Origin of the sequence: Rhizobium sp. ERR 1071, from assembly GCF_007828675.1 — a bacterium.
GTDB lineage: Bacteria > Pseudomonadota > Alphaproteobacteria > Rhizobiales > Rhizobiaceae > Rhizobium > Rhizobium dioscoreae.
Genome location: NZ_VITM01000002.1, coordinates 1 through 26,328, shown reverse-complemented (window position 1 = coordinate 26,328; position 26,328 = coordinate 1). Strand labels below are relative to the sequence as shown.

The following is a 26,328-nucleotide window of genomic DNA, read 5'->3' as shown; positions in this document are numbered from 1 at the left end:
CCCCTCTCCCCTCGGGGAGAGGGCTAGGGTGAGGGGGTTGACCTCAAACCATGCTCAGCGGCTTGATTGCCGGATAAACCGCCCGATAGCGCTTGTAGGCATCCGCATAAGCATCCGTCAGGGACGCAACCGGATCGATCGTGCCGGCCGTCTGCGGCGGGGTGCAGACTGCAACCGGGTCGGCGCCGGTCGCCGCAATCAGGCCGAGGCGTGCGGCACCGAAAGCGGCACCGAAATCGCCGTCCGCCGGCAGGTCGACGGGTACGCCGAGCGCAGTGGCGATCGAAGCCAGCCAGTAGCGCGAACGCGAGCCGCCGCCGATTGCGGTCACGCGCGCGATGTCGGTGCCGGCCGAACGCAGCGCTTCCAGATTGTCGCGAATGGCGAAGGACACGCCTTCGAGCACGGCTTGCGTCAGCACGGCGCGGCCGCTTTCATGGCCGAGACCGATGAAGGCGCCGCGGATGGTAGCGTCGTTGTGCGGCGTGCGCTCGCCCGAGAGATAGGGAAGGAAAGTAACGCTGGTCGGCGCCTTCAGCGTCTCACCAAGCTCTGTGGTGAGTTCGGCAGCGGATTTGCCCGTCACATGCGAATGCCAGTTCAGTGCATCGGTTGCCGAGAGGATGACGCCCATCTGATGCCAGGTATTCGGCAGTGCGTGGCAGAACGCATGCACGGCGCTTTCCGGCTTCGGCAGATAGGAACCGTTGGCGGCAAAGAGCACGCCAGACGTGCCGAGCGAAACGAAAGCAGCGCCGTGGCTCACCGTACCCATGCCGCAGGCCGAGGCCGCATTGTCGCCTGCCCCGCCGGCAACGACGACATCGCCGGCAATGCCCCATTTCGAGGCCAGCTCGCCACGCAGCTTGCCGGCGACCTCAGTGCCTTCGACCAGCGTCGGCATCTGCTTCTCATCGAGATTGGTCGCCGCCAACAGCTCGGACGACCATTTGCGTTTGCCGGTATCGAGCCATGACGTGCCGGCGGAGTCGGACATTTCCGACATGTGCTCGCCCGTCAGCCAAAGGCGCAGATAATCCTTCGGCAACAGCACCCAACGCACTCTAGCGAAAATCTCCGGCTCATGCTTGGCGACCCAGGCGAGCTTCGGTGCTGTAAAGCCGGGGAAGACGATATTGCCGGTCAGCGCGCGGAAACGTGGATCGGCGTCGAGGGCGGCGGCTTCCTGGTAGCTACGGGTATCGTTCCAGAGGATGCAGGGCCGCAGCACCTTGTCATCGGCATCGAGCAGCGTCGCACCATGCATCTGGCCGGAAAGGCCGATACCGCGCACGGCCGCCAGCTCCTTCGGATGCGCAGCCTTCAGCCCCGCAACTGCTTCTTCCGTCGCGCGAATCCAATGGGCCGGCTCCTGCTCGGACCAGCCGGGATGCGGGCGCGACACGTCAAGCCCGCCATTGGCGGAGCCGATGATCTTCTGATTGCCGTCGATCAGCATCGCTTTGACGCCGGAGGTTCCGAGATCGAGACCCAAATACATCAGATATTACTCCCTATGCTCTGCCGCGTTCGAATGCTCAGGGCAGATTATCCTTCAAGAAAATGTCGAGCCGTATGCGCTCCTGATCGGCAATGACGGCCTGACCGTCGGCTGTTGCCTTCATGACGCGGATGGCGCTGCGGACTTCATGGCCGGCATCCTGATTGAGGACGGCATCGATCGTGCCGTCCAACAGCGCCGCCCGGGTATGCTGCGTCAGTTCATGCACGACCACCGTCAGCTCACGCTCGGGCCGCACGGCTTTCAGGGCCGCAATCAGACCACGGTTGCCGGCACCGAGGCTGTAGATGCCGATGATGCTCTTATTTGCGGAGAGCGCCTTTGAAACGAGCGATCGGGCCTGTTCGGGATCGTCACGTCCTTCCAGCACAGGCAGCAGCCGCAGCTTGGGAAACTCCTCTGCCATCACGGCAGAAAAGCCCTGCAGGCGCTCGCGATGATCGCGCACCAGCATCGAGCCGGCGAGAACGGTAAGATCGCCTTCACGACCGCCCAGGAAGCGCCCGAGCAGCCGCGCGGCTGTCCGTCCGGCGGCGATATTGTCGATTCCCGCATAGTGATGGCGGGCGGAATCGGTGAGATCCGAGACCAGCGTAATGACGGGAATACGCTCCGACACGAGACGGTCGACGGCGGTCCGCACTTCCGGCGCATCGGTCGCCACGAGAGCGACGCCGGCGATATCCTGCCCCTGCAAAGTGTTCAGCGCCGTAACCAGCGCCGGCACATCGAACGGCGGCACCTCGACGATGCGGATATCGGTGCGCTCTATGCTGGCCCGCAAGGTTGCCTGATGCACCTCGAATCGCAGCCCATGCATGAAGGAATTATCGCCGGTCGGCACAATGAAAACAAGAGGATAGACACGGCTCTTGGCCAGGTTGGCAGCAGCGACATCGCGGATATAGCCGATCTGCCGGATAGCGGCTTCCACCTTCTCCCGCGTCACCAGCCGCACGCCTGGCCGCTGGTTGAGGACTCGGTCCACAGTGGCGAGGCTGACGCCCGCAGCAGCGGCGATGTCATGCACGGTCGGTCTCATGGGTTCCTCCTGCGGAAACCCTTACTGCGATTTTTGATGTACGTAAATCAAAAATTTCGGGCCGGTGAATTTTTCCAAACGACCCCCAAATGAAAAAGGCCCCTCCGAGGAGGGGCCATGCCTTGGGAGCATTATCAAGAGCCGGATTAGTGGCCTCCGCCACCACCGCCCGCCGCATTCGGCTTGCTGAGCATCAGAACGCCGAGGATCATCGCGAGAAACAGCACGGTCAGCATCAGGAAAATATCCCCGAAGGACATCACGACCGCCTGCCGCGTCGCCATATTGACCATTTGCTTGAGGGCGGCCTGATCACCGTCCAAGCCCGCTGCATTGAAGCTGGCGGCCATGTTGTTCAATTGGGTAACAGCCGCATGGCTGCCCCAATGAACATGGTCGCGAAGGTTGAAATAATGCTGGTCCTGCCGGTTCGTCAGAAGCGTGTTGATGATCGCAAGACCAACCGCTCCGCCAAGGTTACGCGTGAGATTGAACAGGCCCGAGGCACCGCGCATACGGGCGGGCGGCATGGTTCCGAGCGCGATATTGTTGATCGGCACCATGCAGAGCATCAGACCGAAACCGCGCAGAATTTGCGGGATGAGCAACTCCCAGAAATCCCAGTCCACCGTCAGGTGCATCATGATGTAGGTGCCGGCCGAGAAACTGGTGAAGCCGATGATCATCAGGATGCGCAGATCGACCTTGCTCGACAGGAAGCCGGCCAGCGGCGCCGTGAAGAACATGGTGAGGCCGGAGACAAACATCGTCTCGCCGATCTGCAGCGAATCGTAGCCGCGAATGCGCGCGAGATAGAGCGGGTAGATGTAGGTCAGGCCATAGAGGCCGATGCCCATGACGAAGGAGAACATCGACCCGAAGGAGAAGTTCTTGTTCGTGAAGGCTCTGAGATCGACCACAGGGAATTCGACCGTGAAGGCGCGGTAGAAGAAAATCACGGCGCCGACAGCGGATGCGATGGCACCCGCAACGATGTAATTGTCGTTGAACCAGTCGTTCGTATTGCCTTCCTCAAGCACATATTCCAGCGCGCCGAGGAAAACACCCATCGAAATCAGGCCCCACCAGTCGAACTTCTTCATCAGCGACAGCTCGGGCTTGTCGAAGTCGATGAAATTCCAGGTGACGATGGCAACGATGATACCGGGAGGAATATTGACCAGGAACAGCCAGTGCCAGGAGAAGGCATTGGACAGATAGCCGCCGACGGTCGGGCCGATGGTCGGCGCAAGCGTCGCGATGAGGCCGATGATCGGCGAGACGACGTTGCGCTTGGACGGCGGAAAGATGGTGAAGGCTGCCGCAAAGACCGAGGGGATCATGCCGCCGCCGATGAAGCCCTGCAGGGCGCGGTAGATGATCATCTGATCGATATTGGTGGCGGTCGCGGCAAGCGCGCTCGATATGGTAAAGCCGGCGGCCGAGATCGCGAAGAGATAGCGCGTGGAAATGATGCGCGCCAGCGTTCCCGATAGCGGGATCATGATGACTTCGGCGATCAGATAAGCGGTCTGCACCCAGCCGATTTCATCCGAGCCGGCGCTCAGGCCGGCCTGGATTTCGCTGAGCGAGGCGGAGACGATCTGAATGTCGAGGATCGACATGAACATGCCGAGCACCATCGCCAGAAAGGCGATGAGCTTTCTCGGCTCGATATGGTCAGCCGCAGGCGCGGCTGGGCCGGCCGCGCGTGGGGACGACCCGGCTGTAGTGCTGGCGGACGACATGGCGCGTCTCTCCCGAGCTCGATCGTTTACTTGTCCGGCGCCGTGCGGGTATCGACGTCGACGACGACGCTGAGGCCTGCGCGCAGACGGCCGGTATTGAGCGCGTCCTGTGGCAATGCGATACGGACAGGCACGCGTTGGATGATCTTGGTGAAGTTACCTGTCGCGTTTTCCGGAGGCAGCAGCGAGAAGACTGAGCCGGAGGCCGGCGAGATCGATTCTACGGTGCCGACGATCGGATGATCGCTGAAGGCATCGACGTGAACATTGACCTTGGAGCCGGGAACCAGATGCTGGATCTGCGTTTCCTTGAAATTCGCATCGATATAGAGCTGCTTGGTCGGTACGATCGCCATCAGCTTCTGACCGGGGGAAACGAGATCGCCTTCCTGCACCGAGCGATTGCCGACGATGCCGTCATAAGGCGCCTTCAGCACGGTGAAGGACAGGTCGCGGGCAGCCTTGTCGCGCGCGGCTTCGAGACCCTTGATCGTGCTTTCGGCCTGGCGGCGCTGGGCCTGCAGCAGGTTGATGTTGGCCTGTGCGGATGCGATGGCGGCGTCGCCGCCGACCAGATTGGCCTTGGCCTGATCCAGCGCGATATTGGCGCTGTCCAAAGCGGCCGTGGTGCCGACCGACTTCGACTGCAGTTCAGCAGCGCGCGTCTGGGTAATCTGGGCGCCGCGGACCGTGGCTTCCAGGGCAACCTTCTGCGCCTGCGACTGGGCAAGGGCTGCCTGGCCGGCAGCGATCTGTGCATCGATGGTATGGAGTGAAAGCTGCTCGGTGTCGAGCGAGGCCTGAGCCTGGCCGAGCGCAAGCTTGTAGTCGCCGTCGTCGAGCGTTGCGAGCACGTCGCCGGCCTTGACCTGCTGGTTGGCCACGACGTTTACCTTGGCGACATAGCCCGTTACCTTCGGCGATATCGTGGCGATGTCGCCGCCGATATAGGCGTCATCGGTGGAGACCATGAAGCGGCCGTTCGTCCACCAGTCATAGCCATACCAGCCACCGGCTGCGAGAGCCGCGACGATGATGATCGGAAAAACCAGGCTGCGCCGCTTTTTCTCCGATGGCGGTGGGGCCGCAGGGGCCGGAGCAGCAGGCGCAGCCTGGGCGGGGGCAGGGTTGCTGCGCGTTTCGGCCGCTGGAGCCTCGGCAGGCGCACCGGTTTCCCGGGCTTCCACTTCTGCATCAGCGGGCTCGTTCACGATGCGCGCTACATTGTTTCCATGACTTGACGACATTTCCCTACCACCGAAAATCTGGCAAAATAATCGAACCGAACGGTTCGGTTCAATTGACATAGAGCCTTTCTCACGCCATATCAAGAGATATCGAACTGAGCGGTTCGATTTATTTCGCGAATCTGTTTAAGATTCAGAAAAAGTGATCGAGTATCGCGTAAAGGAGACAGTGAAAGAGCCGATGAAACACGAATCCCAAAATGCCGCCGTATTGAACGCGCCTGCGCCGGGCTCCGGTGGGCGCTGGGCAGCCGGCGAGGACCCTGCCAAGCGTCATCAGATTCTCGAAGGCGCCAAGCGTGTCTTTATGAAAATGGGCTTCGATGCGGCGAGCATGAACGATGTCACCCGCGAGGCGGGCGTTTCCAAGGGCACTCTCTACGTCTATTTTGCCAACAAGGAAGATCTGTTCGCCGCCATGATGGAGAGCGAGCGCACCCATTTCGTCAACCTTGTCCGCAATGCCCTTTCAGACGAAGCGGATGTCACGACCTCGCTTTATGATTTCGGCATCGTCTTCGTCACGCACGTCACCTCGGATAAGACCATCAGCGCAATGCGCACGGTCATCGGCGTGCGCGAACGCATGCCCTCGCTCTGTCAACGCTTCTTCACCGGCCCCGAAAATCTGCGCACGGTGCTGCGCGGCTTCCTCGAGCGGCAGGTTGCCGCCGGCCATCTCAAGATCGACGACTTCGACATGGCTGCCCGCCACTTCCTGGAAATGGCCAGCGGCGGCTATTTCAAGCTGCGGCTCTTCGGCGACATGGAACAGCCGCCGTCGAAGGAAGAGATCGACTATGTCGTGCGCGGCGCCGTCCGCGTCTTCCTGGCGGGCTACGGTCCGGATCGCAGGGATTAGAGCAATTCCAGGGAAAGTGTGCAGCGGTTTTTCGCCCGGAATTGCGTGAATAGAGCGGTTCGGAGATTCCGTGAAAAACTGAACTGCTCTGGGATGAACAGGCCTCTCCCGCTGGCCGCAACGGTGTAGTCATTCAACTCCGCAATGGCGATCAAGCATTGCCGCCGCCACAGGCCTATGACTGGCCCGGCAACCAGGGGAGTTGAAAATGAGCGCGATCGGCAGAGCGATATGGTTTATCGAAAGCCATTTTAAATCCGACATCTCGCTCGACGAGATCGCCGAGACGGCCGGGCTGTCGCGCTTTCATCTCTCGCGCGTCTTCGGCATGACGACCGGTCACTCGATCAGCAGCTATATCCGGAACCGCCGCCTCAGCGAAGCGGCTCTCGCACTGATCGACGGCTCCTCTTCCATTCTCCAGGTTGCCCTCGATGCCGGCTACGGCTCGCACGAGGCTTTCACCCGTGCCTTCCGCGAGCAATTCGGCATGACGCCGGAAAGCCTACGCAAACAAGGACACGTTCGCAACCTCGCTCTACAGGAGCCGATCAGAATGGACGACACCCGCCTTCCCAAGCTCGATGCACCGCGCTTCGAGACCCATCCCGCGATGCTGCTTGCCGGTCTTGCGGAAACCTATGCCTATGAGGCGACAGAGGCCATCCCCTCGCTCTGGCAGAAATTCAACGAGCATTTCGGCCATATTCCCGGCCAGATCGGCAATGTCGCCTATGGCGTCTGCACCCAGGCGGAAGAAGGCAGCGAAAGCTTCCGCTATATGTCGGCAGCCGAAGTTTCCGCCGCCGACGGCTTGCCAGAAGGCTTCGTGACGGTGAAGCTGCCGCAGCAGCGCTATGCGATCTTCACGCATCGCGGCCATATCTCCGGCATTTCCGCCACGGTGCATCAGATCTTCGGCGAATGGCTGCCGCAATCGGGTCAACAGCATGCCGGCACACCCGACATGATGGAACGCTATGACGACCGCTTCGATCCGCGCACCGGCATGGGCGTGACGGAAATCTGGATACCCCTGGACGCCTGAAAACCAAGCCTGGGAACAGAGCCCTTGAAACAAGGCCGCCGCCACGAAATTGGTGGCGGCGCTTGTACGGACGGTTGTGCTCCTTACATTACGGCCATTCTGGAGCGGCCGTGCTGGGGGTCAGCATCGGCGAATGCTGATCAAAGGGGGACATTCAATGGATATCATGGGGCTGATACAGGACCCGGGAGCGTGGGTGGCGCTCGTCACGCTTGTCGTCATGGAGGTGGTCCTCGGCATCGACAACCTGATCTTCATATCGATCCTCACCAACAAGCTGCCGCCGGAGCATCGTGACAGAGCCCGCAAGATCGGCATCGGCCTCGCCCTTATCATGCGCCTCGCGCTGCTCGGAACCGTCGCCTGGATCGTCCAGCTGACCCAGCCCGTCTTCGAAATCTTCGGCCAGGGCTTCTCCTGGAAGGACGTGATCCTCATCGGCGGCGGCCTCTTCCTCGTCTGGAAAGCGACGAAGGAGATCCATCACAACGTCGACCCTCAGGAACAGGGCGAGGATTTCATCGCCAAATCGACGACCACGACCTTCGCCTCGGCGATCGGCCAGATCCTGCTGCTCGACCTGGTCTTCTCGATCGACAGCATCATCACCGCCGTCGGCATGACGCCGCACCTGCCGATCATGTTCGTCGCCGTTATCGCCGCAGTCACGGTCATGCTGGTCGCGGCAAATCCGCTCGCCAACTTCATCGAGAAGAACCCGAGCATCGTCATGCTGGCGCTCGCCTTCCTGCTGATGATCGGCACGACGCTGATCGCCGAAGGCATGGGCGTGCATGTTCCCAAGGGCTACATCTACGCCGCCATGGCCTTCTCCGCCCTGGTCGAAGTGCTCAACATGATGGCGCGCAACCGCCGCAAGAAGGCATCCGGCGGCCATTGACCGAGAAAGCCGCGCCAATAACGAGGTGCAGCTTCATCACATCGGTCAATCCTGAACATGGATGTCGACCCACTGGCCGACATCGCCATGTCCGTAAATATCGACCTTGATCCAGACATTGCCGCGCACGATGAGGTTTCCGGCATCGTTTGCGATATTGCCATTGGCCAGCATGGCTTCCAGATTCTGACGATTGGAAGCCTGCGAGAAGAAACTGTCGCCCTGGTCGCCACGGTCGCGGCGGCGATAGGCGTGATAGTTGGCGCGGTCCTGGCGGATGATCTGCCAGGGCAGCGTCAGGCGTTCGCCTTTGGAATTGTAAAGATCGTCATTGCCGATATAGGCGCGGTAAGACTCGATCAGTCGGGCGGAACTGTCCCGTGTGATGGTCGATTGGGCCGCGGCTGCGTCGACCATCGAGACAGCCAATAGCAAGCACAAAATCAGTTTCTTCATGGTATCCCCGGAATGAACGATTGAAAACCTACTTTGCCACTGCCGCGAAAATTGCAAATCAAATTCGGCAAGCGTAAGGCTTTTCTTCTGAAACACTTACGAAGAGTAAAGATGCTTGGCGAAATTGGAAGGCCGGCCCTTTTCGATGCAGCACAGCGTCCTCGGTGCCTCTGCCTGCTCTTACGGCGCAGTTTCCCTTGACGTCATCCTTTGAATATGGCCTAAGGCCAGCCATACGGAAAACGCTGATAGAAGCGGCAAGATGCCCTTTTCCGGCCGGTTTCCTGATCCAGATAGACATTTTCGGCTGGACGGCGCTTGTCCCAAGCGCGGCCCGGCCTTTTATGACGGGCAAACAAAATGACCACTTCAGGCGTTCGCGTCCGCATCGCACCCTCCCCCACCGGCGAGCCGCATGTCGGTACCGCCTATATCGCGCTGTTCAACTATCTCTTCGCCAAGAAACACGGCGGCGAGTTCATCCTGCGCATCGAGGATACCGACGCGACCCGCTCCACCCCGGAATTCGAGACCAAGGTGCTCGACGCTCTGAAATGGTGCGGCCTGAAATGGTCCGAAGGTCCCGATATCGGCGGCCCCTACGGCCCCTATCGCCAGAGCGACCGCAAGGACCTCTACAAGCCCTATGTCGAGCAGATCGTCACAAACGGCCATGGCTTTCGCTGCTTCTGCACGCCGGAGCGCCTGGAAAAGATGCGCGAGGCGCAGCGCGCCGCCGGTCTGCCGCCGAAGTATGACGGCCATTGTCTGAACCTTTCGGCCGAAGAAGTGACCTCACGCGTCGCTGCCGGCGAGCCGCATGTCGTGCGCATGAAGATCCCGACCGAAGGCTCCTGCAAGTTCCATGATGGCGTCTACGGCGATGTCGAAATCCCGTGGGATGCCGTCGACATGCAGGTTCTCCTCAAGGCCGACGGCATGCCGACCTATCACATGGCCAACGTGGTCGACGACCATCTGATGAAGATCACCCATGTCGCGCGCGGCGAGGAATGGCTCGCCTCGGTGCCGAAGCACATTCTGATCTATCAGTATCTCGGCTGGGAGCCGCCGGTGTTCATGCACCTGTCGCTGATGCGCAATGCCGACAAGTCGAAACTGTCGAAGCGCAAGAACCCGACGTCGATCTCCTATTATACGGCTCTCGGCTACATTCCCGAGGCGCTGATGAACTTCCTCGGCCTGTTCTTCATCCAGATCGCCGAAGGTGAAGAGCTTTTGACCATGGACGAACTTGCCGAAAAGTTCGATCCGGAAAACCTGTCCAAGGCCGGGGCCATCTTCGACATCCAGAAGCTCGACTGGCTGAACGGCCGCTGGATCCGCGAGAAGCTCTCGGAAGAAGAGTTCCAGCACCGCGTCCTGACCTGGGCAATGGAAAACGACCGCCTGAAGGAAGGTCTGAAGCTCTCGCAGTCGCGCATCACCAAGCTCGGCGAGCTGCCCGACCTCACAGGCTTCCTGTTCAAATCCGATCTCAACCTCGATCCTTCGGCCTTCGCCAAGATCAAGTCGACGCCGGAAGAATTGCTTGAGATCCTCAACACGGTACAGCCGGACCTTGAAAAGATCCTCGAATGGAACGTCGAGACGATCGAAGCCGAGCTGCGCGCCATTGCCGACCGCATGGGCAAGAAGCTGAAGGTCATCGTTGCCCCGCTTTTCGTCGCCGTATCGGGCTCCTCGCGCTCCCTGCCGCTTTTCGATAGCATGGCGATCCTCGGCCGCTCCGTCGTGCGCCAGCGGCTGAAACTTGCCGCGCAGACCGTTGCGACCCTCGTCGGCCCGAAGAATTGAACCGGACTTTAAAACCATGAACGACAAGACCGAAGCATCCGCCCTCTCCTCCGACGCAACGGAAGTTCGCCGCCAGAAGCTGAAGCTGCTGCGCGAACAGATCGGCGACGTCTATCCGGCGCATTTCCACCGGACCATGACCAATGCCGAACTCGCTGCGAAATACGAAGGCCTGGAGCCGGATACGGAAACCGGCGATGTCGTCACCGTTGCCGGCCGCGTCTATTCCTCGCGCAACTCCGGCATGTTCATGGATATCCACGACGCGTCCGGCAAGATCCAGATCTTCAGCCACAAGGACGTGACCTCGGAAGAAGCACGTTCACTGCTGCCAATGATCGATATCGGCGACATCATCGGCGTCACCGGCGTCGTGCGCCGCACCAAGCGCGGTGAGCTGACCATCAACGCCCAGCAAATCACCATGCTGACGAAGTCGCTCCTGCCGATGCCGGAAAAGTGGCACGGCCTTTCCGATATCGAGCTGCGCTACCGCAAGCGCCATCTCGACATCATGACCAACGAGGAATCGAAGCTCCGCTTCCAGCAGCGCAGCCGCATCGTTTCCGGCATCCGCCGCTTCATGGAGAATGACGGCTTCATGGAAGTCGAAACGCCGATGCTGCATTCGGTTTATGGCGGCGCTACCGCCGAGCCGTTCAAGACGCATCACAACACGCTGAAGCTCGACATGTACCTGCGCATCGCGCCGGAACTCTTCCTGAAACGCACGCTGGTTTCGGGCCTCACCGACAAGGTATTCGAGATCAACCGCAACTTCCGCAACGAAGGCGTCTCCACCCGGCACAATCCGGAATTCACGATGATGGAGTGCTACTGGGCCTATGCCGACTACGAGGACATCATGGACCTCGTCGAGCGGCTGTTCTCCACGCTCGCCATGTCGATCCACGGCAGCACCGAATTCGCCTTCGGCGACAAGCAGATTTCCTTCAAGGGTCCGTTCCGCCGCGTGCCGATGCCCGATGCCGTCAAGGAAGCAACCGGCATCGACTTCCTGGCGATCAAGACCGACGAGGAAGCTCGCGACGCCTCCAAGGCCGCCGGCTTTGCCGTCGAGAAGGACGCCACCTGGGGCGAATGCCTGGCCTTCATCTTCGAGGAGAAGGTTGAGGGTACGCTGATCCAGCCGGCGCACGTCACGCATTTCCCGAAGGACATCTCGCCCTTCGCCAAGGAAGTGCCGGGCGAACCGCGCCTTGTCGAACGTTTCGAGACCTATTGCAACGCCTGGGAACTTGGCAACGCTTTCTCGGAGCTCAACGATCCGGAAGAACAGCGCGCCCGCATGGTCGAGCAGCTCGAGCAGGCGCATGCGCGCGGCGAAAAGCAGAAGGAGCTCGACGAAGAATTCCTCGACGCGATCGATCAGGGCATGCCGCCCGCAGGCGGTCTCGGCATCGGTGTGGACCGCCTCATCATGCTTTTGACCAACTCGCCGTCGATCCGCGACATCATCCTTTTCCCGGCCCGCCGCAACAAGGCCGATTGAGGCCGGTTCCGTCCCTCGAACATCAAAGGTGCGTATCATGACGGGTAAAGAGATATCGGCGGCAGATGCCGACAGCGAGCATCAGCGGCTGGCCGATATTGCCGAGATCGGCGACATCGATCTCTCACAATACGCACCGGGAACGTTCGGTTGCCACGAAGCGATGCACACGGCGTCGATCATGCTCGACATGACCGACGACCAGCTGCTGCAGCACCCCGCCATTCTGGCGAATCCGGACTTCTACCGTCTTGCCGGCGAAGTCCACGAGGCGCTCTTCGCGCTCTACCAGGCTATCGGCGAGAAACATCTGGCGGAATGAGGCATCAGCCTTTCCGCCCGATAGCGCAAATCCGCTTTTGATCAGTTGGTGACGGGCGAGCGGCGGTCGGCGGCGCCCGTCATGGTCGGGTCCAATCCCGGTGACGGGCTTTTTTCCTTCGCCCCGGCATCGGCCCCGATGAAATCACCATTCGCATCATAGCCCGGCTGCACATTGCCGGTCGATTTCGGTTCCGGCAGCTGCGGTTTGGCATCGTGGCCCTCCGCTTGATTTGCGGCCGCTTTCTCCTCCGCGGCGATCGCCGCCTTCATCTTGTCCTTCTTGGCGTCGCCGCCATTGTCTGCCGCCAGCGCGTTGTCGCAGTCCGTCAGATTCTTCAACCCCGCGATCGCCGCATCGATATCCTGCGGCAGCATAGTAATCTGCTCACCATAAAACAGGCCGGCATTGCTCGCACCGCCATCATAATAGCGTGCCGTCAGCGGTGCCTCGGAACTGCCATCGACAAGCTTGTCTGGATGCGGCACGTAAACGACATCGGCCCCCAGCGCCCGGCCACGCAAGTCAGACCGCAATGTCGGCCCATTTCTGTCAAGAACCACAACCTGAACGAGATCCGGTTTCTGTTCCTGATAGACAGCCTTGGCAACCCGGAGCGCAGTCCTGACACGCGTCAGCCCATCGGTCGGCTCCGTGCGGATATATTTGCGAACCCAGAAACGGTTATCCTTGCGGATCGTGACAAGATTGACGTCGGTGCACTGAAGCCCGTTAGGAGATGCGGAGGCAAGGCCGAGCAGCCTGTCCTTGCCGACATAAAGCGCCAATACGCCGGAGCAGCCTATGAGAAAGGCCACTCCGCCGATCATGACGACAAACTTCCGGGGTATCCGGAAAATGTGCAGTAAGGCGCTCACGCCAACTGCTCCAGCATAGACCACTCCAAGCCGACAAAAATGATCAACCCTCACGTTAGGGAATTGGCGTTTCGGAATACTTAAAACTGAGGTGAAACTTGTGCTGTCCTCGACATCGTTACCAAAAAAGGTCCAAACTTTCACACCTATGACGGGCGCTTGCCTTCCGTGCCGCGAACATGCTCTAACCTTGGCATGGCCTTCACCTTGAGACAGCTGCAATACTTCGTCGCCGTTGCGGAACAGGGCTCCGTGACGCGTGCCGCGCAGAACCTGTCCATCTCGCAATCCTCAGTCACCGAAGCTCTCAAGGAACTAGAAAGCGATCTCGGCGTGGAGCTGTTCGAGCGCCATCCGCGTGGCCTGTCGATCACCCACAACGGCCACCAGTTCCTGCGCCACGCAACGAAGATCCTGGCGACGGTCTCCGACGCGCGTACCAGCTTTTCCGGCAAGCAGAACGAGGCCGGAGGCACGCTGAATATCGGCGTGACATCGCTTGTCGCCGGCTATGTTCTGTCAGATCTTCTGGCGCGCTATCGCCGCGCCTGCCCCGGGGTCGAAGTCAGTGCCATCGAGGACAATGGCGGCTATTTGGAACATCTTCTGGTTGGCGGTGAACTCGATGTCGCCGTCATGGTGATCTCCAATCTTCGCGACCGCATGGCCCTGCAGGCCGAGATTCTGGAAACCTCGCCCTACCGCCTCTGGCTGCCGATGGGCCACCCCCTGGTCTCGGCCGATATCATCAGTGTTGCGGACATCACCCGCGAGCCACTGATCATGCTGACCATCGACGAAATCGAAGAAAACACCGGCAAGCTTTTGACCGCGCTCGGCGCCCGTCCGCATGTCGCCTTCCGCACGCGCTCCGTCGAGGCCGTGCGCAGCCTGGTTGCCACCGGCGCCGGTGTCGCACTGCTGCCGGATCTCGTCTATCGTCCATGGTCGCTGGAAGGCGATCGCATCGAAAGCCGCGACGTCTCCGGTTCGCTGCCTGTAGTGCAGGTCGGCATGGTCTGGCGCAAGGGCTCCAGCCTGCCGCAAGCGGCCCGCGATTTCGTCGGTGTCGCAGAAAGCATGCGCTCGGGCCGGCAGCGGTAGCACGCAGTATTCTTGCGACCCGACTGAGGGGAATACAATCGAAGATTGCCGCAAATGGAGGGTCAGGTATGAAGACTGCAATCATATTCGACTGTGAGTTTCTTTGCCTCGAAGGGTCGCAACGCCGGTCCTGGTGTGCGGCGCATGATCCCGATCCGGTCGTCGCGCAAGTCGGAGCCGTCAAGCTCAGCCTCGAAGACGATTTCGCGATCCTGGACAGCTACAAGGCCTATGTTCGCCCGGTCGATCGGTTTGGCAAACGATATGCGCTCGATCCGTTCTTCACCGCATTGACGGGTGTGACCGAAGAGAACATCGAGACGGAAGGAATGACCCTGCAGGACGCCATTGCCAGTCTGGATCGTTTCTCGGATGGTGCCCGTCTCTGGTCCTGGGGCAAGGACGAGCTGAATATGATGGCGATCAGCTGTTACGTCGCCGGTATCCAGCCCCTGATCCCCGCGCATCGTTTCGACAATGCCGTCAAGCTGCTGCTTGCGGCGGGAATGCCGGTCGAAGATCTGGCGAAGACGCCAAGCAACGAGCTTTCCCACTACTATGGCGTGCAGCATCCGCCGCTTAAGTGCCATGACGCGCTCGATGATGCCCTTTCCATTTCCTACACGCTGCAGCACCTCATGCGGGCCGGAAAGCTGCGGCCGGAGGTTTTCGATCTCTCAGCCACGCACAGTTATGAATCGGAAATTCCGATATCACCTTTCTGATAAATGAATTTGCGAATGCGGCGAAATCGCGTCACCTTTTCTTCCGGGAACAGGAAGCCAGCCACTGGCTCCACGCCATCAAGGCTCAAAAACCGGGAGAGTCCGATGAAGCATCTGCTGAAATCATGCACGACCGCACTCGCATCCTTAAGTTTCGCCACACAGGTCATTGCCGCCGAGCCGTTGAAGACGCTCGGCAAGGGTGAAGGTGCGGTCAGCATCGTCGCCTGGGCTGGCTATATCGAGCGCGGCGAAAGCGACAAGAATTACGATTGGGTCACCGGCTTCGAAAAGGAAACCGGCTGCAAGGTCAGCGTCAAGACCGCGGCGACATCGGACGAAATGGTGGCGCTGATGAACGAAGGCGGCTTCGATCTCGTGACCGCATCCGGTGACGCGTCGCTGCGCCTCGTTGCCGGCAAGCGCGTCCAGCCGATCAATACTGATCTGATCCCGAGCTGGAAGAACCTCGACGACCGCCTGAAGAATGCCCCTTGGCACACGGTCAACGGCATTCACTATGGCGTGCCCTATCTCTGGGGCCCGAATGTGCTGATGTACAATACCGATGCCTTCAAGGGCCAGGCGCCGAAGAGCTGGAATGTCGTTTTCGAAGAAACGACGTTGCCTGATGGTAAGTCGAACAAGGGTCGCGTGCAGGCCTATGACGGGCCGATCTATATTGCCGATGCCGCCCTTTATCTCATGGCCCACAAGCCTGAACTCGGCATCAAGGACCCCTACGAGCTCAACGAAGATCAGTACAAGGCGGCCCTCGAACTGCTGCGCGGCCAGCGCAAGCTCGTCAGCCGCTACTGGCACGACGCGATGATCCAGACCGACGACTTCAAGAACGAAGGTGTCGTCGCCTCCGGCTCCTGGCCGTTTCAGGTGAACCTGCTGCAGGCCGACAAGCAGAAGATCGCCTCCACGTTCCCGGATGAGGGAACGACGGGCTGGGCCGACACAACCATGCTGCATGCCGACAGTGAGCATCCGAACTGCGCCTATATGTGGCTGGAACATTCGCTGCAGGCCAAGGTTCAGGGCGATGCCGCCGCCTGGTTCGGCGCCGTGCCCTCGGTTCCGGCAGCTTGCAAGGGCAACGAACTCCTGACCGACAGCGGCTGCGCCACCAACGGCTATGATCACTTCGACAAGATCAAGTTCTGGAAGACGCCCGTCGCGAAATGCAGCACGCAGGGGGAATGCGTGCCCTATCACCGCTGGGTCTCCGACTACATCGGCGTGATCGGCGGGCGGTGATCTTCACGGGAAACATACCTTCTCCCTTCGGGGAGAAGGTGGCCCGAAGGGTCGGATGAGGGGGTGGCCCGGCATACGAAGGATTGCCTTTCGCTTGCCGCTCAATGCCCTCGTCGCTGCGCTCCTCGCCCCCCTCATCCGCCCTAACGGGCACCTTCTCCCCGTTGGGGAGAAGGAAAAAACAACCCTTCCCTGGAGAAGCCAATGAACGCCGTTCGTTTCCAGCAGGTGTCGCGCCATTTCGGCAAGGTCCGCGCTGTGGACCGCGTCGATCTGGAGATTGCGCCCGGCGAATTCTTCGCCATGCTCGGCCCTTCCGGCTCCGGCAAGACCACCTGCCTCAGATTGATTGCCGGCTTCGAACAGCCCACAGGCGGCCATATCGAAATCTTCGGCGAAACCGCCGAAGGCGTTCCACCCTATAGGCGCAACGTCAATACGGTGTTTCAGGATTATGCGCTCTTTCCGCATCTCAACATCCTCGACAACGTCGCCTACGGGCTGATGGTCAAGGGTGTCGGCAAGGCCGAACGGCTGCGGGCTGCCGAACAGGCGCTGGAACTGGTAAAGTTGCCGGGCTATGGCGCCCGCCGTCCGGGCCAGCTCTCCGGCGGCCAGCGGCAGCGTGTGGCGCTCGCCCGCGCTCTCGTCAACAAACCGAAGGTACTGCTGCTCGACGAACCGCTTGGCGCGCTCGATCTGAAGCTGCGCGAGCAGATGCAGGAGGAGTTGAAGAGCCTGCAACGGGCGCTCGGCATCACCTTCGTCTTCGTCACCCACGATCAGGTCGAGGCCCTGTCCATGGCCGATCGCGTCGCCGTCTTCAACGACGGCCGCATCGTCCAGCAAGGCACGCCACACGATATCTACCAACGGCCGAAGACCCGTTTCGTTGCCGATTTCGTCGGCTCCTCCAACGTCATCGCTCCCGAAACCATGTCGTCGCTCGGCGGCGAACGGCGCTGGGCGAGCCTGCGCCCCGAGGCCATCCGGTTGACTGAGGAGAGCGGCGTGGCGGCGACCGTGAAGGCGACGAGCTTTCTCGGTGCCGCTACCCGCCTCTCGGTCGAGACGAATGGCGCCCGCCTGCATGTGACCGTACCCGCCGGCCAGCCGGCTCCGGATACAGGGGCCTCCGTCCGCCTCGCCTGGCTGCCGGCGGATGTGCATTATATGGACGACGCCGCATGAACGCCGCCGCCTTCCCCGCCTCGTCGAGCCAGGCACCGGCCTCGATCCTGCCGCGCCGCGGCGGCATCTTTGGCCGTCTATCGGATATCTTCTGGCGCCGGCCGAAGCTGCTGCTCTTCCTGATGCTGACGCCGCCGCTGCTCTGGCTTGGCATCATCTATATCGGCTCGTTGATCGCGCTGCTACTGCAGAGCTTCTTCTCGATCGACGACTTCTCGGGAATGGTGAATTACGAATTTACCCTCTCGACCTATGCGCAGCTGCTGAATACAGCCAACTTCGACATTATCGTCCGCACGGTCGTCATGGCCGCCCTCGTCACCGTCGCCTCGGCCTTCGTCGCCTTCCCCATCGCCTATTATGCGGCGCGCTATGCGCAGGGAAAATGGAAGGCGCTGTTCTATCTCGGCGTCATGCTGCCGCTCTGGTCGAGCTATCTGGTGAAAGTCTATGCCTGGAAGCTGATCCTTGCCAAGGAAGGCATTCTCACCTGGATCTTCGATAGGCTGCATCTCGGCTGGCTGCTCGACGGCGTGCTTGCCTTGCCCGTCATCGGCGGCAACTCGCTCTCGGTCAGCTATATCGGCACCTTCCTCGTCTTCGTCTATATCTGGCTGCCCTATATGATCCTGCCGACGCAGGCAGCACTTGAGCGCGTGCCGGCCAATCTGCTGGAAGCCTCATCCGATCTTGGCGCAACGCCGAACCAGACCTTCCGCACCGTGCTGCTGCCGCTCGCTTTGCCCGGCGTCGTCGCCGGCTCCATCTTTACCTTCTCGCTGACCCTGGGTGATTACATCATCCCGCAGATCATTGGCTCCTCGCGCCTCTTCATCGGCCAGGCCGTCTATACGCAGCAGGGAACCGCCGGCAACGTGCCGTTGGCCGCCGCCTTCTCGGTCGTGCCGATCGTCATCATGGCCATCTATCTCTGGATCGCCAAAAAGCAGGGAGCTTTCGATGCGCTCTGATCGTGGCCAACGCGCCTCCTTCCCCCTGAAGATCGCAGCCGCGGGCGGTCTGCTCTTCCTGCATCTGCCGATCCTTCTGATCTTCGTCTATGCCTTCACGACGGAGGAGAAGAGCTATCAATGGCCGCCGCCGGGGCTGACGTTGCAATGGTTCGGTATCGCCTGGAACAGGCCGGATGTCTGGTCGGCGCTGGCGCTCTCGGTGCAGGTCGCGACCATCGCAACCGCAATTGCATTGATCCTCGGGACGCTCTGCGCCGCGGCCGTCAGCCAAACGAAGTTCTTCGGCCGCGAGGCGATCTCGCTCTTGGTCATCCTGCCGATCGCACTGCCCGGCATCATCACCGGCATTGCGCTGCGCTCCGCCTTCAGCCTGTTCGATATCCCCTTCTCGGTCTGGACGATCGTTCTCGGCCATGCGACCTTCTGCGTTGTCGTTGTTTATAACAACGCCGTCGCCCGCTTCCGCCGCACCTCCGGCTCGCTGATCGAGGCCTCAATGGATCTTGGCGCCGATGGCTTCCAGACCTTCCGCCATGTCGTCCTGCCGAATATTGGCACGGCGCTGCTGGCCGGCGGCATGCTCGCCTTCGCGCTGTCCTTCGATGAAGTCATTGTCACCACCTTCACCGGCGGCCAGCAGATGACCCTGCCGATCTGGATGCTGGAGGAACTCATCCGCCCGCGCCAGCGACCGGTGACCAACGTCGTCGCCATGGTCGTCGTGCTTGTCACCTTCCTGCCGATCCTGGCAGCCTACTATCTTACCCGCGACGGCGACCAGATCGCCGGCGGCGGCAAATGAAAGGGAGAGAATAATGGATACCCAGATGCTGATCGGCTCCCGCTTCGAAGCCGGCACGGAGACGGAAGAACGCGTCCTCAACCCGAAGACAGGCGAGACGGTGCTCAACTTGCCGGAGGCCTCGCTCGGGCAGATCGACGCCGCCGTCGATGCTGCAGAAAAGGCCTTCACGAGCTGGTCGCAGACGACGCCAAGCCAGCGTTCGGCCTATCTCCTCAAGATCGCCGACGCCATCGAGCGCGATGCCGAAGGCTTTGCTGCGCTGGAAGCGCTGAACTGCGGCAAGCCGATCAATGCCGTGCTCAATGACGAAATCCCGGCGATCGTCGACTGCTATCGCTTCTTTGCCGGCGCGGTGCGCAACCTGCACGGCCCGGTCGCCGGCGAATACCTGCCCGGCCACACCTCGATGATCCGCCGCGATCCGATCGGCATCGTCGGCTCCATCGCGCCCTGGAACTATCCGCTGATGATGATGGCCTGGAAGCTGGCTCCCGCCATTGCCGGCGGCAACACCGTCGTCTTCAAACCCTCCGAACAGACGCCGCTGACGGCGCTGAAGATGGCGAAGCTGCTGGCGGATGTGCTGCCGGAAGGAGTCGTCAACGTCATCCTCGGCCGCGGCGAGAGCGTCGGCAATGCGCTGATCAACCATCCGAAGATCAGCATGGTCTCCATCACTGGCGATGTTGCCACCGGCAAGAAGGTCTTGCAGGCCGCGGCCAAGACGGTCAAGCGCACCCATCTCGAACTTGGCGGCAAGGCCCCAGTAATCGTCTTCGACGATGCCGATATCGACGCCGTGGTCGCCGGCATCCGCACCTTCGGCTATTACAATGCCGGCCAGGATTGCACGGCCGCCTGCCGCATCTATGCCGACGCCAAGGTCTACGACAATTTCGTCGCCGACCTCACCTCGGCCGTGTCAAGCATCAAGTTCAACCTCGCTGACGACACGGAGAACGAAATCGGCCCGCTGATCTCCAAGCGCCAGCGCGACCGCGTCGAAAGCTTCGTCACCCGCGCCGCCGAACACAAGCACATGGAAATCACCACAGGCGGCAAGATTTCCGGCGAGCACGGCTTCTTCTACGCCCCGACCGTCGTTGCCGGCGCCACGCAGGATGACGAGATCGTCCGCCGCGAAGTCTTCGGCCCTGTGGTCTCCGTAACCCGCTTCACCAATGCCGACGACGCCGTCACCTGGGCCAACGACAGCGACTACGGCCTGGCTTCCTCGGTCTGGACGAAGGACATTAGCCGCGGCATGCAGACCGCTGCCCGCCTGCAATATGGCTGCACCTGGATCAACACCCATTTCATGCTGGTCAACGAAATGCCGCATGGCGGGCTCAAGCAATCCGGCTACGGCAAGGATATGTCAGTCTACGCTATCGAAGATTATACCGCCGTGCGGCATGTGATGATCAATCATGGGTGAGAAGGGGTTCGCGACGTGAACGGCATTCTCCATTTTACCGCATGGCTGTACCCCCCTCTGTCACTTCGTGACATCTCCCCCACAAGGGGGGAGATCGTTGGGGCACATCGCTAGCTCCTCAAAATGAGGCACCATCGTTCAGCGGATACGAGGTCGATTATTTTACGGTGACGGTGCCGTAGGTTACCAATCTCCCCCCTTGTGGGCAGGGTATCGCATATGAGCGGAGAGCGCCGCTGTCCCCCTTCTCCCCAGCGGGGAGAAGGTGCCGCCAGGCGGATGAGGGGGTGCCCGCCAAGACCACAAAAATCCATGAATTCAAATCGATAACCCCCTCATCCGACCCTTCGGGCCACCTTCTCCCCAAGGGGAGAAGGAGCTTATGGCGCTCGTCCGCCTCCATATGCGATAGCCCTGCCCTTGTGGGGGAGATGTCACGAAAGTGACAGAGGGGGTATGCACCCTCAGCAGACTCGACAGCATCCGTCGAAGGCAACAATACTCATTACCCCAAAACGCCTTCGGAACAATTCACCCTCCTCCCGCGTCTTTAAGAAGTACAACGCAGAGGAGATTGCTAAATGCTGAAATGGGCTCTCATTTTCTTTGTGATTTCTTTGATCAGCGGCTTTTTCGGTTTTTCCGGCGTGTCCGCGGCAACCGCAACCATTGCGCGCGTTCTCTTCGCCATCTTCCTGATCATCTTCCTGATATTCCTGATCCTGGCCGTCATGGCCGGCAATGCCGTTGTTTGACGGCAGCAATCATCGGCGCATCGGGGCGGGCCTAGATCAGGCTCGCCCCGACATTTATGGCGAGCGCCAGGATCGTCGTATTGAACAGAAACGACAGGATCGCGTGCAGAAGCGCGAGCTTACGCATCGAAACGGTGGAAATACCGATATCGGCGGTCTGAGCCGCAACCCCGATCGTGAAGGAGAAATAGAGGAAGTCCCAATATATCGGCTCCTCCAAAGGCTCGGCGAATTTCAGCCCCTGCCCCTTGCCCGGACTGCTGTAGAACCGGTGCGCATAGTGGATGGTGAACAGCGTATGCAGGAAGGTCCAGGATATCAGGATCGTCACGATCGCCATCATCACGCGGTAGAAGGCGATTTCGGGTGAGGCGTCCTTGACGCCAAGCAGATCCAGCGCAATGCCGCCGATGCTGGCGAGCGCTGCCGCAATCGACAGGAACAGCAGGAATCCATCCGAGAAATCGAGATCGGCCGAGCGCTTGCGTATGCGCTGCGGGTCGGCCGTCAGCATCCTGTACAGGCTGTAAACGATATAGACGATTGCGGTCGTATCCCAAGCGATCAGCAGATTGCTGGCATTGAACTCGCGGGATGTCAGAAGCAGAAAGACGGCGATGCCGGCAAGAACCGCAATCAGGATGACATGATGCTTGCGCCACAGCACACGCCATCTGGAATGATGCAAATGTCCCTGCGCATCCATGCCGCTCTCCCGATCGTAAATCGTCTTTCAAAACAACGATTCGCCGACGAGAGTGGCAAATAAAAGGAAGCCTCGCAATACGGGGCCTCCGACCTTCAAAATGCAGCCTCAGCCCGTCCAGCCGCCGTCGATGACGTGGATCTGGCCTGTCGTGAAGCCCGCCTCGTCGCCGGCGAGATAGGTCACTAGTGCGGCGATCTCTTCGGCAGTCGCGATCCGGCCCATCGGCTGGCGGGCGATAAAATCCTTCATTGCCTTCTCGTAGTCCCCGGTTGCTCTGAGCCTCTCATGCAGCGAAGGGCTGTCGACCGTACCGGGGCAAATGGCATTGGCGCGAATGCCCTTGGCAACGAAATCGGCGGCGATCGATTTGGTCAGGCCGATCACGGCAGCCTTGGAGGCGCAATAGGCGAAACGGTTCGGCACGCCCTTCACACTGGAAGCAACGGAGGACATGTTGACGATCGACCCCTTGCCCTTTTCCAGCATGCCCGGCAGGAAGGCCCGGCAGGTGGTGTACATCGCCTTGGCATTGAGGTTGAAGGAGAAATCCCAATCCTTTTCCTCGCAGTCCAGGATCGTGCCAGCATGGACGAAACCGGCGCAATTGAAGAGCACGTCGATCGGGCCAAGTTCTTCCGCGTAGGCCTTGACGGCGGCGCTATCGAGCACGTTCAACACATGTTTGGTCGCGCCATCAAGCGTCGAGAGCGTCTGCTCGTTGATATCAGTGGCGTAGACGTGTGCGCCAAGCGAGATGAAGCGCTCTGCCGACGCCCGGCCAATGCCCTGCCCCGCCGCCGTGATGACGACCTTCTTGCCTTCCAACCCGTGACCCATAATCCTGATCCTTTCTTCGGGAACCATGACCCCACCCATGCCGCTGGCTGCATAGCCGAAACTCGGATAAGATCATGCAATAACAATCAGTTGGCGCAACCTCACTACGCTTCGAAAGACTGCGCGAAGCGATGATTCAGCTTGTCGACGAGGACTGTATGCCGCTCGCCGCTTCGCAGTCCATTGCTAATCATCTCGGATGCATCGCTTTGAAATGCCATGTAGCCATCATGCCGCGGCCGCACATAGGCGCCTTCCAGCGTCGCACGCGTGTTGCGGTAAAAATCGAGCGCCGGCGCATTGACCGCATCGCTGATCCAGCCGTCGGCATGGCCCGGTTGACCATTGCCACTCGCATAAACACCCGCCTGCACCGGCCCGCTCGCAATCCAGCGCGCAAAGGCCTTCGCCTCTTCAGGCGCTTGCGTGCGTGCCGACACCGCAATGCCAGTGCCGCCGAGTGCCGAGCCATTCGGCGCGCGTCCATCGATCACGGGCATATCTGCAAAAGCGATCCGCGCCCGCCTGAATCCGGCAAAGGAATAGTTCACGTAGCCATAGATGAACGGCGACGCCACATAGGGGCCGTCAGGCTGGCCCATCAGGTCGAGCACCGCGATCGGATCCATTTCGTAGCAGCTGGAATCCATGCCCGAAACGAGCTGCGCGATCCAGTCGAGCACCGCTTCGCCATCGGCCTTGGCAATGAAATCCGGCCCTTCGATGTTGCAGGGCGTGCCGAGGTGGGCAGCCAGCGTGATGAAAGTCATCAGCGAATGCGGCGGCCGCATCGGCAGGATCGCTTTGCCTTCCTTGGCGAGCGTCACGAATTCGGCGAGATTCTTGACCGGCGCGCTCAGCCGGTCGGGCCGATAGGCCTGCACCTGTGTTGCCGCATCGAGCGGAAAGGCCCATTGCCGGCCCTGCCAGTTGTAGCTCGGATAGGAGCGCCCAACGGTGCCGGCGGCGATCGCGGCAATTTCCTCTGCACAGCCTGCATCATCGAGCGGCAGCAGGCAGTTCTCGCGCGTGATCTGCCCGACATGCGGATGATCGACGACGATGAGATCGTATTGCGCGGCAAGCTCCTCCACCGGAAAAGTCTCGAAATCCTGCAGCGAGCGCTTTTCCCAGCTGATCTCGACACCGGTCTTTTCCCGCCACACCTTCGAGCAGGCGATCATCGGATCGTAGCCGCGCGGATGCGACCAGGTCATTCCCTTAAGTTTTACCATCATGCCTTCCCCGCGCTCGGCTTGCGCTCGACGACCAGGATATGATCGGCGGCAAGCACGACTTCGTCGCGCTGGTTCAGCACTTCGCAACGCTCGACCACACGACCGGAAGCCGGCCGTTTCGGATCATCCTCCTTCGCCGAAATGGTGACGCGGGTGCGGATCGTATCGCCAATATGCACCGGTCGGACGAAGCGGAGCCGATCGTAACCATAGGAAAAGGCGACAGGGTTGATGAGCGAGGCCGTCAGTCCGACGCCGATCGCAAAGATCATCGTGCCATGCGCGATGCGCTGGCCGCCGGGCAAGGTCTTGGCGAATTCCGCATCCATGTGATGTGGGAAGAAATCGCCGGTATGGCCAGCATGGACAACAAAATCCGTCTCGGTGATCGTCCGTCCCGTGGTCACCCTGACGTGGCCGACTTCATAATCTTCGAAATAGGGGGTTTGTTCTGCCATTGCTCAAGCCTTTGGAAGTTCGGCAATCGGCGTCGCCGGCGCGGCGCTCGATTGATAAGCGGCCTCGACGAGAGCCATGGTCTGCCAGGCATCCTCGACGGAACCGATCAGCTCCTGATCCTCGCCGGATGCAAAACGCTGCAGGTTGGCCATGCGATTGACAAAGGCATCCGGGAACCAGGCGCCCTCCAGCTTGACCTCGACCCAATCGCTGCCGCCCTCAGGTCGGATCCAAAGTTCGTCCGGCTCCCCGCTGGGATAGTCGAGATTGACACCGAGCTTGACATAGGCCGCCCCCTTGGTGCCGGCGATGCGAAACTCACAAGCCTGGAACCTGCGGCCGAAATCATGGTCGTGATTGACCGAGAGCACGCAGCGAACCTTGTCGCCATAATCGAGAATCGCAGCCGTCCGCGTCTGGGCGACATCATGGTTGGGATGGCCGATGGTCTTGGCGTGGATCCCTTGAGGATTACCGAGCAGCCCGCGAATGAAATCGAAATAGTGGATCGAATGCATGGCTATCTCGATGCGTGGCAAGCCTTTCAGGAACGGCCAGAGGCCCCAGGGTGTTGCAAGCGCCAGCCACGCATCGAAATCGACGACCTCGCCGAGATACCCTTTGTTCACGGCATCGTAGAGCGCCAGCATCATCGGCGCGAAGCGAAGCTGGAAGTTGACGGCCGCCTTGATATCCCTCTCGCGGCAGACCCACAGAATTTCGGAGGCGCCGGCAAGATCGCTGCCCATCGGTTTCTGGATCAGCGCGAAGGAACCGCACGGCAACTTCGAAAGGATCGTCGCATGCGCTGCCGGCGGCGTCGCCAGATCGAAGATCGCGCCATCGACGGCAAGGGCTTCTGCCTCGGAGGCGAAAACTCGAATGCCCCATCGAGCAGCCAGTGCCACCGCCTTCTCGGTGTTTGGATCGTAGAGGCCCGCGACCGGAAAGCCGCCTTGTTTATAGGCAGGCAGATGCGCGTCACCGACGATGCTGCCGGCACCGAAAATCACGATCGGACGCGGATGCGACGGCATCGGCCACCATTGGCGCAGGGATTTGGGATCGAAGTTCATCTCATCCTCCCTGAAACCAAGGTCGGTTGACCTTTTGCCCGGAAAAAGGAGCCAGGAACATTGGCTTCGGAAGTTGTGGAAGCTACACACCCCCCTCTGTCACTTCGTGACATCTCCCCCACAAGGGGGGAGATCGCTTGAAGCGTTTCGCAGCACCTCGGGAAACGAATAGCTGTCATGTCAGCAGATTCAATGTCTGTTGCTTGCCAGAGATAGCCGCGATTTACCAATCTCCCCCCTTGTGGGGCAGGGCTATCGCATATGGAGGCGGATGAGCACCATAAACTCCTTCTCCCCTTGGGGAGAGCGACTGTCTTTGCTGTCAAGCGTTTTGCCATGGTCTTGCGTCTCGAATGATGGCGTTGAGGATGGTGAGGAGTTTTCGCATGGTTGC

25 protein-coding genes are annotated in these 26,328 nt (G+C 60.5%); 14 read left to right on the top strand and 11 right to left on the bottom strand.

The window, feature by feature from the left end; all coding sequences use genetic code 11:
- Window positions 1–43 precede the first annotated feature (43 nt).
- The 4 genes from xylB to FBZ99_RS05445 form a co-directional block, all read right to left on the bottom strand.
- Entirely contained in the window at window positions 44–1,501 is a 1,458-nt protein-coding gene (gene xylB, locus FBZ99_RS05460) for a xylulokinase (protein WP_113330559.1), read from the bottom strand.
- Between the two features lie 37 nt (window positions 1,502–1,538).
- A complete protein-coding gene (locus FBZ99_RS05455) occupies window positions 1,539–2,564 on the bottom strand; it encodes a LacI family DNA-binding transcriptional regulator (protein ID WP_145631844.1) in 1,026 nt (341 codons plus the stop codon).
- 146 nt (window positions 2,565–2,710) lie between these two features.
- A complete protein-coding gene (locus FBZ99_RS05450; RefSeq protein ID WP_113354880.1) occupies window positions 2,711–4,312 on the bottom strand; it encodes a DHA2 family efflux MFS transporter permease subunit in 1,602 nt (533 codons plus the stop codon).
- A 26-nt stretch (window positions 4,313–4,338) separates the two neighbouring features.
- Window positions 4,339–5,559 carry an HlyD family secretion protein gene (locus FBZ99_RS05445; RefSeq protein WP_113330562.1) on the bottom strand — a complete coding sequence of 407 codons (1,221 nt, stop codon included), beginning with the start codon at window positions 5,557–5,559 and terminating at the stop codon, window positions 4,339–4,341.
- A 181-nt stretch (window positions 5,560–5,740) separates the two neighbouring features.
- Here FBZ99_RS05445 and FBZ99_RS05440 point away from each other — a divergent pair, with 181 nt between their 5' ends.
- From FBZ99_RS05440 to FBZ99_RS05430, 3 genes are all read left to right on the top strand, one after another.
- A complete protein-coding gene (locus FBZ99_RS05440; protein ID WP_113354877.1) occupies window positions 5,741–6,421 on the top strand; it encodes a TetR/AcrR family transcriptional regulator in 681 nt (226 codons plus the stop codon).
- Between the two features lie 208 nt (window positions 6,422–6,629).
- Window positions 6,630–7,469, top strand: coding sequence for a GyrI-like domain-containing protein (locus tag FBZ99_RS05435; protein ID WP_145631842.1), 840 nt, complete (start codon window positions 6,630–6,632; stop codon window positions 7,467–7,469).
- 157 nt (window positions 7,470–7,626) lie between these two features.
- Window positions 7,627–8,370, top strand: a complete 744-nt coding sequence (locus tag FBZ99_RS05430) for a TerC family protein (RefSeq protein ID WP_113354872.1) — start codon at window positions 7,627–7,629, stop codon at window positions 8,368–8,370.
- 45 nt (window positions 8,371–8,415) lie between these two features.
- Here the strand turns inward: FBZ99_RS05430 and FBZ99_RS05425 are convergent, their stop codons facing one another.
- The gene (locus tag FBZ99_RS05425; protein WP_113395321.1) at window positions 8,416–8,826 is read right to left on the bottom strand and encodes a hypothetical protein; all 411 of its coding nucleotides are present in this window, start codon (window positions 8,824–8,826) and stop codon (window positions 8,416–8,418) included.
- Between the two features lie 360 nt (window positions 8,827–9,186).
- On the opposite strand from FBZ99_RS05425, the gene gltX reads away from it, so the two are divergent.
- The 3 genes from gltX to FBZ99_RS05410 are packed head-to-tail and all read left to right on the top strand — an operon-like array spanning window position 9,187 to window position 12,479.
- Window positions 9,187–10,644 (top strand): glutamate--tRNA ligase, encoded by a 1,458-nt coding sequence (gltX, locus tag FBZ99_RS05420; RefSeq protein ID WP_069615998.1) that lies wholly within the window; start codon window positions 9,187–9,189, stop codon window positions 10,642–10,644.
- A 16-nt stretch (window positions 10,645–10,660) separates the two neighbouring features.
- Window positions 10,661–12,157, top strand: coding sequence for a lysine--tRNA ligase (lysS, locus tag FBZ99_RS05415; protein WP_113354868.1), 1,497 nt, complete (start codon window positions 10,661–10,663; stop codon window positions 12,155–12,157).
- 37 nt (window positions 12,158–12,194) lie between these two features.
- Window positions 12,195–12,479, top strand: coding sequence for a hypothetical protein (locus FBZ99_RS05410; protein WP_113354866.1), 285 nt, complete (start codon window positions 12,195–12,197; stop codon window positions 12,477–12,479).
- Window positions 12,480–12,520: 41 nt separating this feature from the next.
- Here the strand turns inward: FBZ99_RS05410 and FBZ99_RS05405 are convergent, their stop codons facing one another.
- Window positions 12,521–13,357, bottom strand: a complete 837-nt coding sequence (locus FBZ99_RS05405; RefSeq protein ID WP_113354864.1) for a hypothetical protein — start codon at window positions 13,355–13,357, stop codon at window positions 12,521–12,523.
- 195 nt (window positions 13,358–13,552) lie between these two features.
- On the opposite strand from FBZ99_RS05405, the gene FBZ99_RS05400 reads away from it, so the two are divergent.
- From FBZ99_RS05400 to FBZ99_RS05365, 8 genes are all read left to right on the top strand, one after another.
- The gene (locus FBZ99_RS05400; protein WP_113230838.1) at window positions 13,553–14,461 is read left to right on the top strand and encodes a LysR family transcriptional regulator; all 909 of its coding nucleotides are present in this window, start codon (window positions 13,553–13,555) and stop codon (window positions 14,459–14,461) included.
- 68 nt (window positions 14,462–14,529) lie between these two features.
- Entirely contained in the window at window positions 14,530–15,186 is a 657-nt protein-coding gene (locus tag FBZ99_RS05395) for a 3'-5' exonuclease (protein ID WP_145631840.1), read from the top strand.
- Window positions 15,187–15,291: 105 nt separating this feature from the next.
- The gene (locus tag FBZ99_RS05390; protein ID WP_113354856.1) at window positions 15,292–16,452 is read left to right on the top strand and encodes an ABC transporter substrate-binding protein; all 1,161 of its coding nucleotides are present in this window, start codon (window positions 15,292–15,294) and stop codon (window positions 16,450–16,452) included.
- A gap of 204 nt (window positions 16,453–16,656) precedes the next feature.
- Window positions 16,657–17,643, top strand: a complete 987-nt coding sequence (locus tag FBZ99_RS05385) for an ABC transporter ATP-binding protein (RefSeq protein WP_145631839.1) — start codon at window positions 16,657–16,659, stop codon at window positions 17,641–17,643.
- Complete coding sequence (locus FBZ99_RS05380; RefSeq protein ID WP_113354852.1) at window positions 17,640–18,614, top strand: ABC transporter permease; 975 nt, start codon at window positions 17,640–17,642, stop codon at window positions 18,612–18,614. Before FBZ99_RS05385 ends, FBZ99_RS05380 begins: the two co-directional genes overlap by 4 nt.
- Window positions 18,604–19,419 (top strand): ABC transporter permease, encoded by an 816-nt coding sequence (locus FBZ99_RS05375; RefSeq protein WP_113230843.1) that lies wholly within the window; start codon window positions 18,604–18,606, stop codon window positions 19,417–19,419. Before FBZ99_RS05380 ends, FBZ99_RS05375 begins: the two co-directional genes overlap by 11 nt.
- Before the next feature lie 13 nt (window positions 19,420–19,432).
- Window positions 19,433–20,860: a gamma-aminobutyraldehyde dehydrogenase gene (locus tag FBZ99_RS05370; RefSeq protein ID WP_113330573.1), complete on the top strand. Its 1,428-nt coding sequence runs from the start codon at window positions 19,433–19,435 to the stop codon at window positions 20,858–20,860.
- 581 nt (window positions 20,861–21,441) lie between these two features.
- A complete protein-coding gene (locus tag FBZ99_RS05365) occupies window positions 21,442–21,615 on the top strand; it encodes a DUF1328 domain-containing protein (protein ID WP_069615987.1) in 174 nt (57 codons plus the stop codon).
- 31 nt (window positions 21,616–21,646) lie between these two features.
- Here FBZ99_RS05365 and FBZ99_RS05360 read toward each other — a convergent pair whose 3' ends face one another.
- The 5 genes from FBZ99_RS05360 to FBZ99_RS05340 all read right to left on the bottom strand — a co-directional run bounded on the left by FBZ99_RS05360 (window position 21,647) and on the right by FBZ99_RS05340 (window position 25,934).
- Window positions 21,647–22,321, bottom strand: coding sequence for a DUF1345 domain-containing protein (locus tag FBZ99_RS05360; protein ID WP_113330574.1), 675 nt, complete (start codon window positions 22,319–22,321; stop codon window positions 21,647–21,649).
- Window positions 22,322–22,429: 108 nt separating this feature from the next.
- The gene (locus FBZ99_RS05355; protein ID WP_113354848.1) at window positions 22,430–23,161 is read right to left on the bottom strand and encodes an SDR family oxidoreductase; all 732 of its coding nucleotides are present in this window, start codon (window positions 23,159–23,161) and stop codon (window positions 22,430–22,432) included.
- Window positions 23,162–23,265: 104 nt separating this feature from the next.
- Window positions 23,266–24,399 (bottom strand): extracellular solute-binding protein, encoded by a 1,134-nt coding sequence (locus FBZ99_RS05350; RefSeq protein ID WP_145631837.1) that lies wholly within the window; start codon window positions 24,397–24,399, stop codon window positions 23,266–23,268.
- Window positions 24,396–24,857: a MaoC/PaaZ C-terminal domain-containing protein gene (locus tag FBZ99_RS05345; protein ID WP_145631835.1), complete on the bottom strand. Its 462-nt coding sequence runs from the start codon at window positions 24,855–24,857 to the stop codon at window positions 24,396–24,398. The genes FBZ99_RS05350 and FBZ99_RS05345 overlap by 4 nt, the downstream gene beginning before the upstream one ends.
- A gap of 3 nt (window positions 24,858–24,860) precedes the next feature.
- Entirely contained in the window at window positions 24,861–25,934 is a 1,074-nt protein-coding gene (locus FBZ99_RS05340) for a Gfo/Idh/MocA family protein (protein ID WP_145631832.1), read from the bottom strand.
- Window positions 25,935–26,328: the final 394 nt, after the last annotated feature.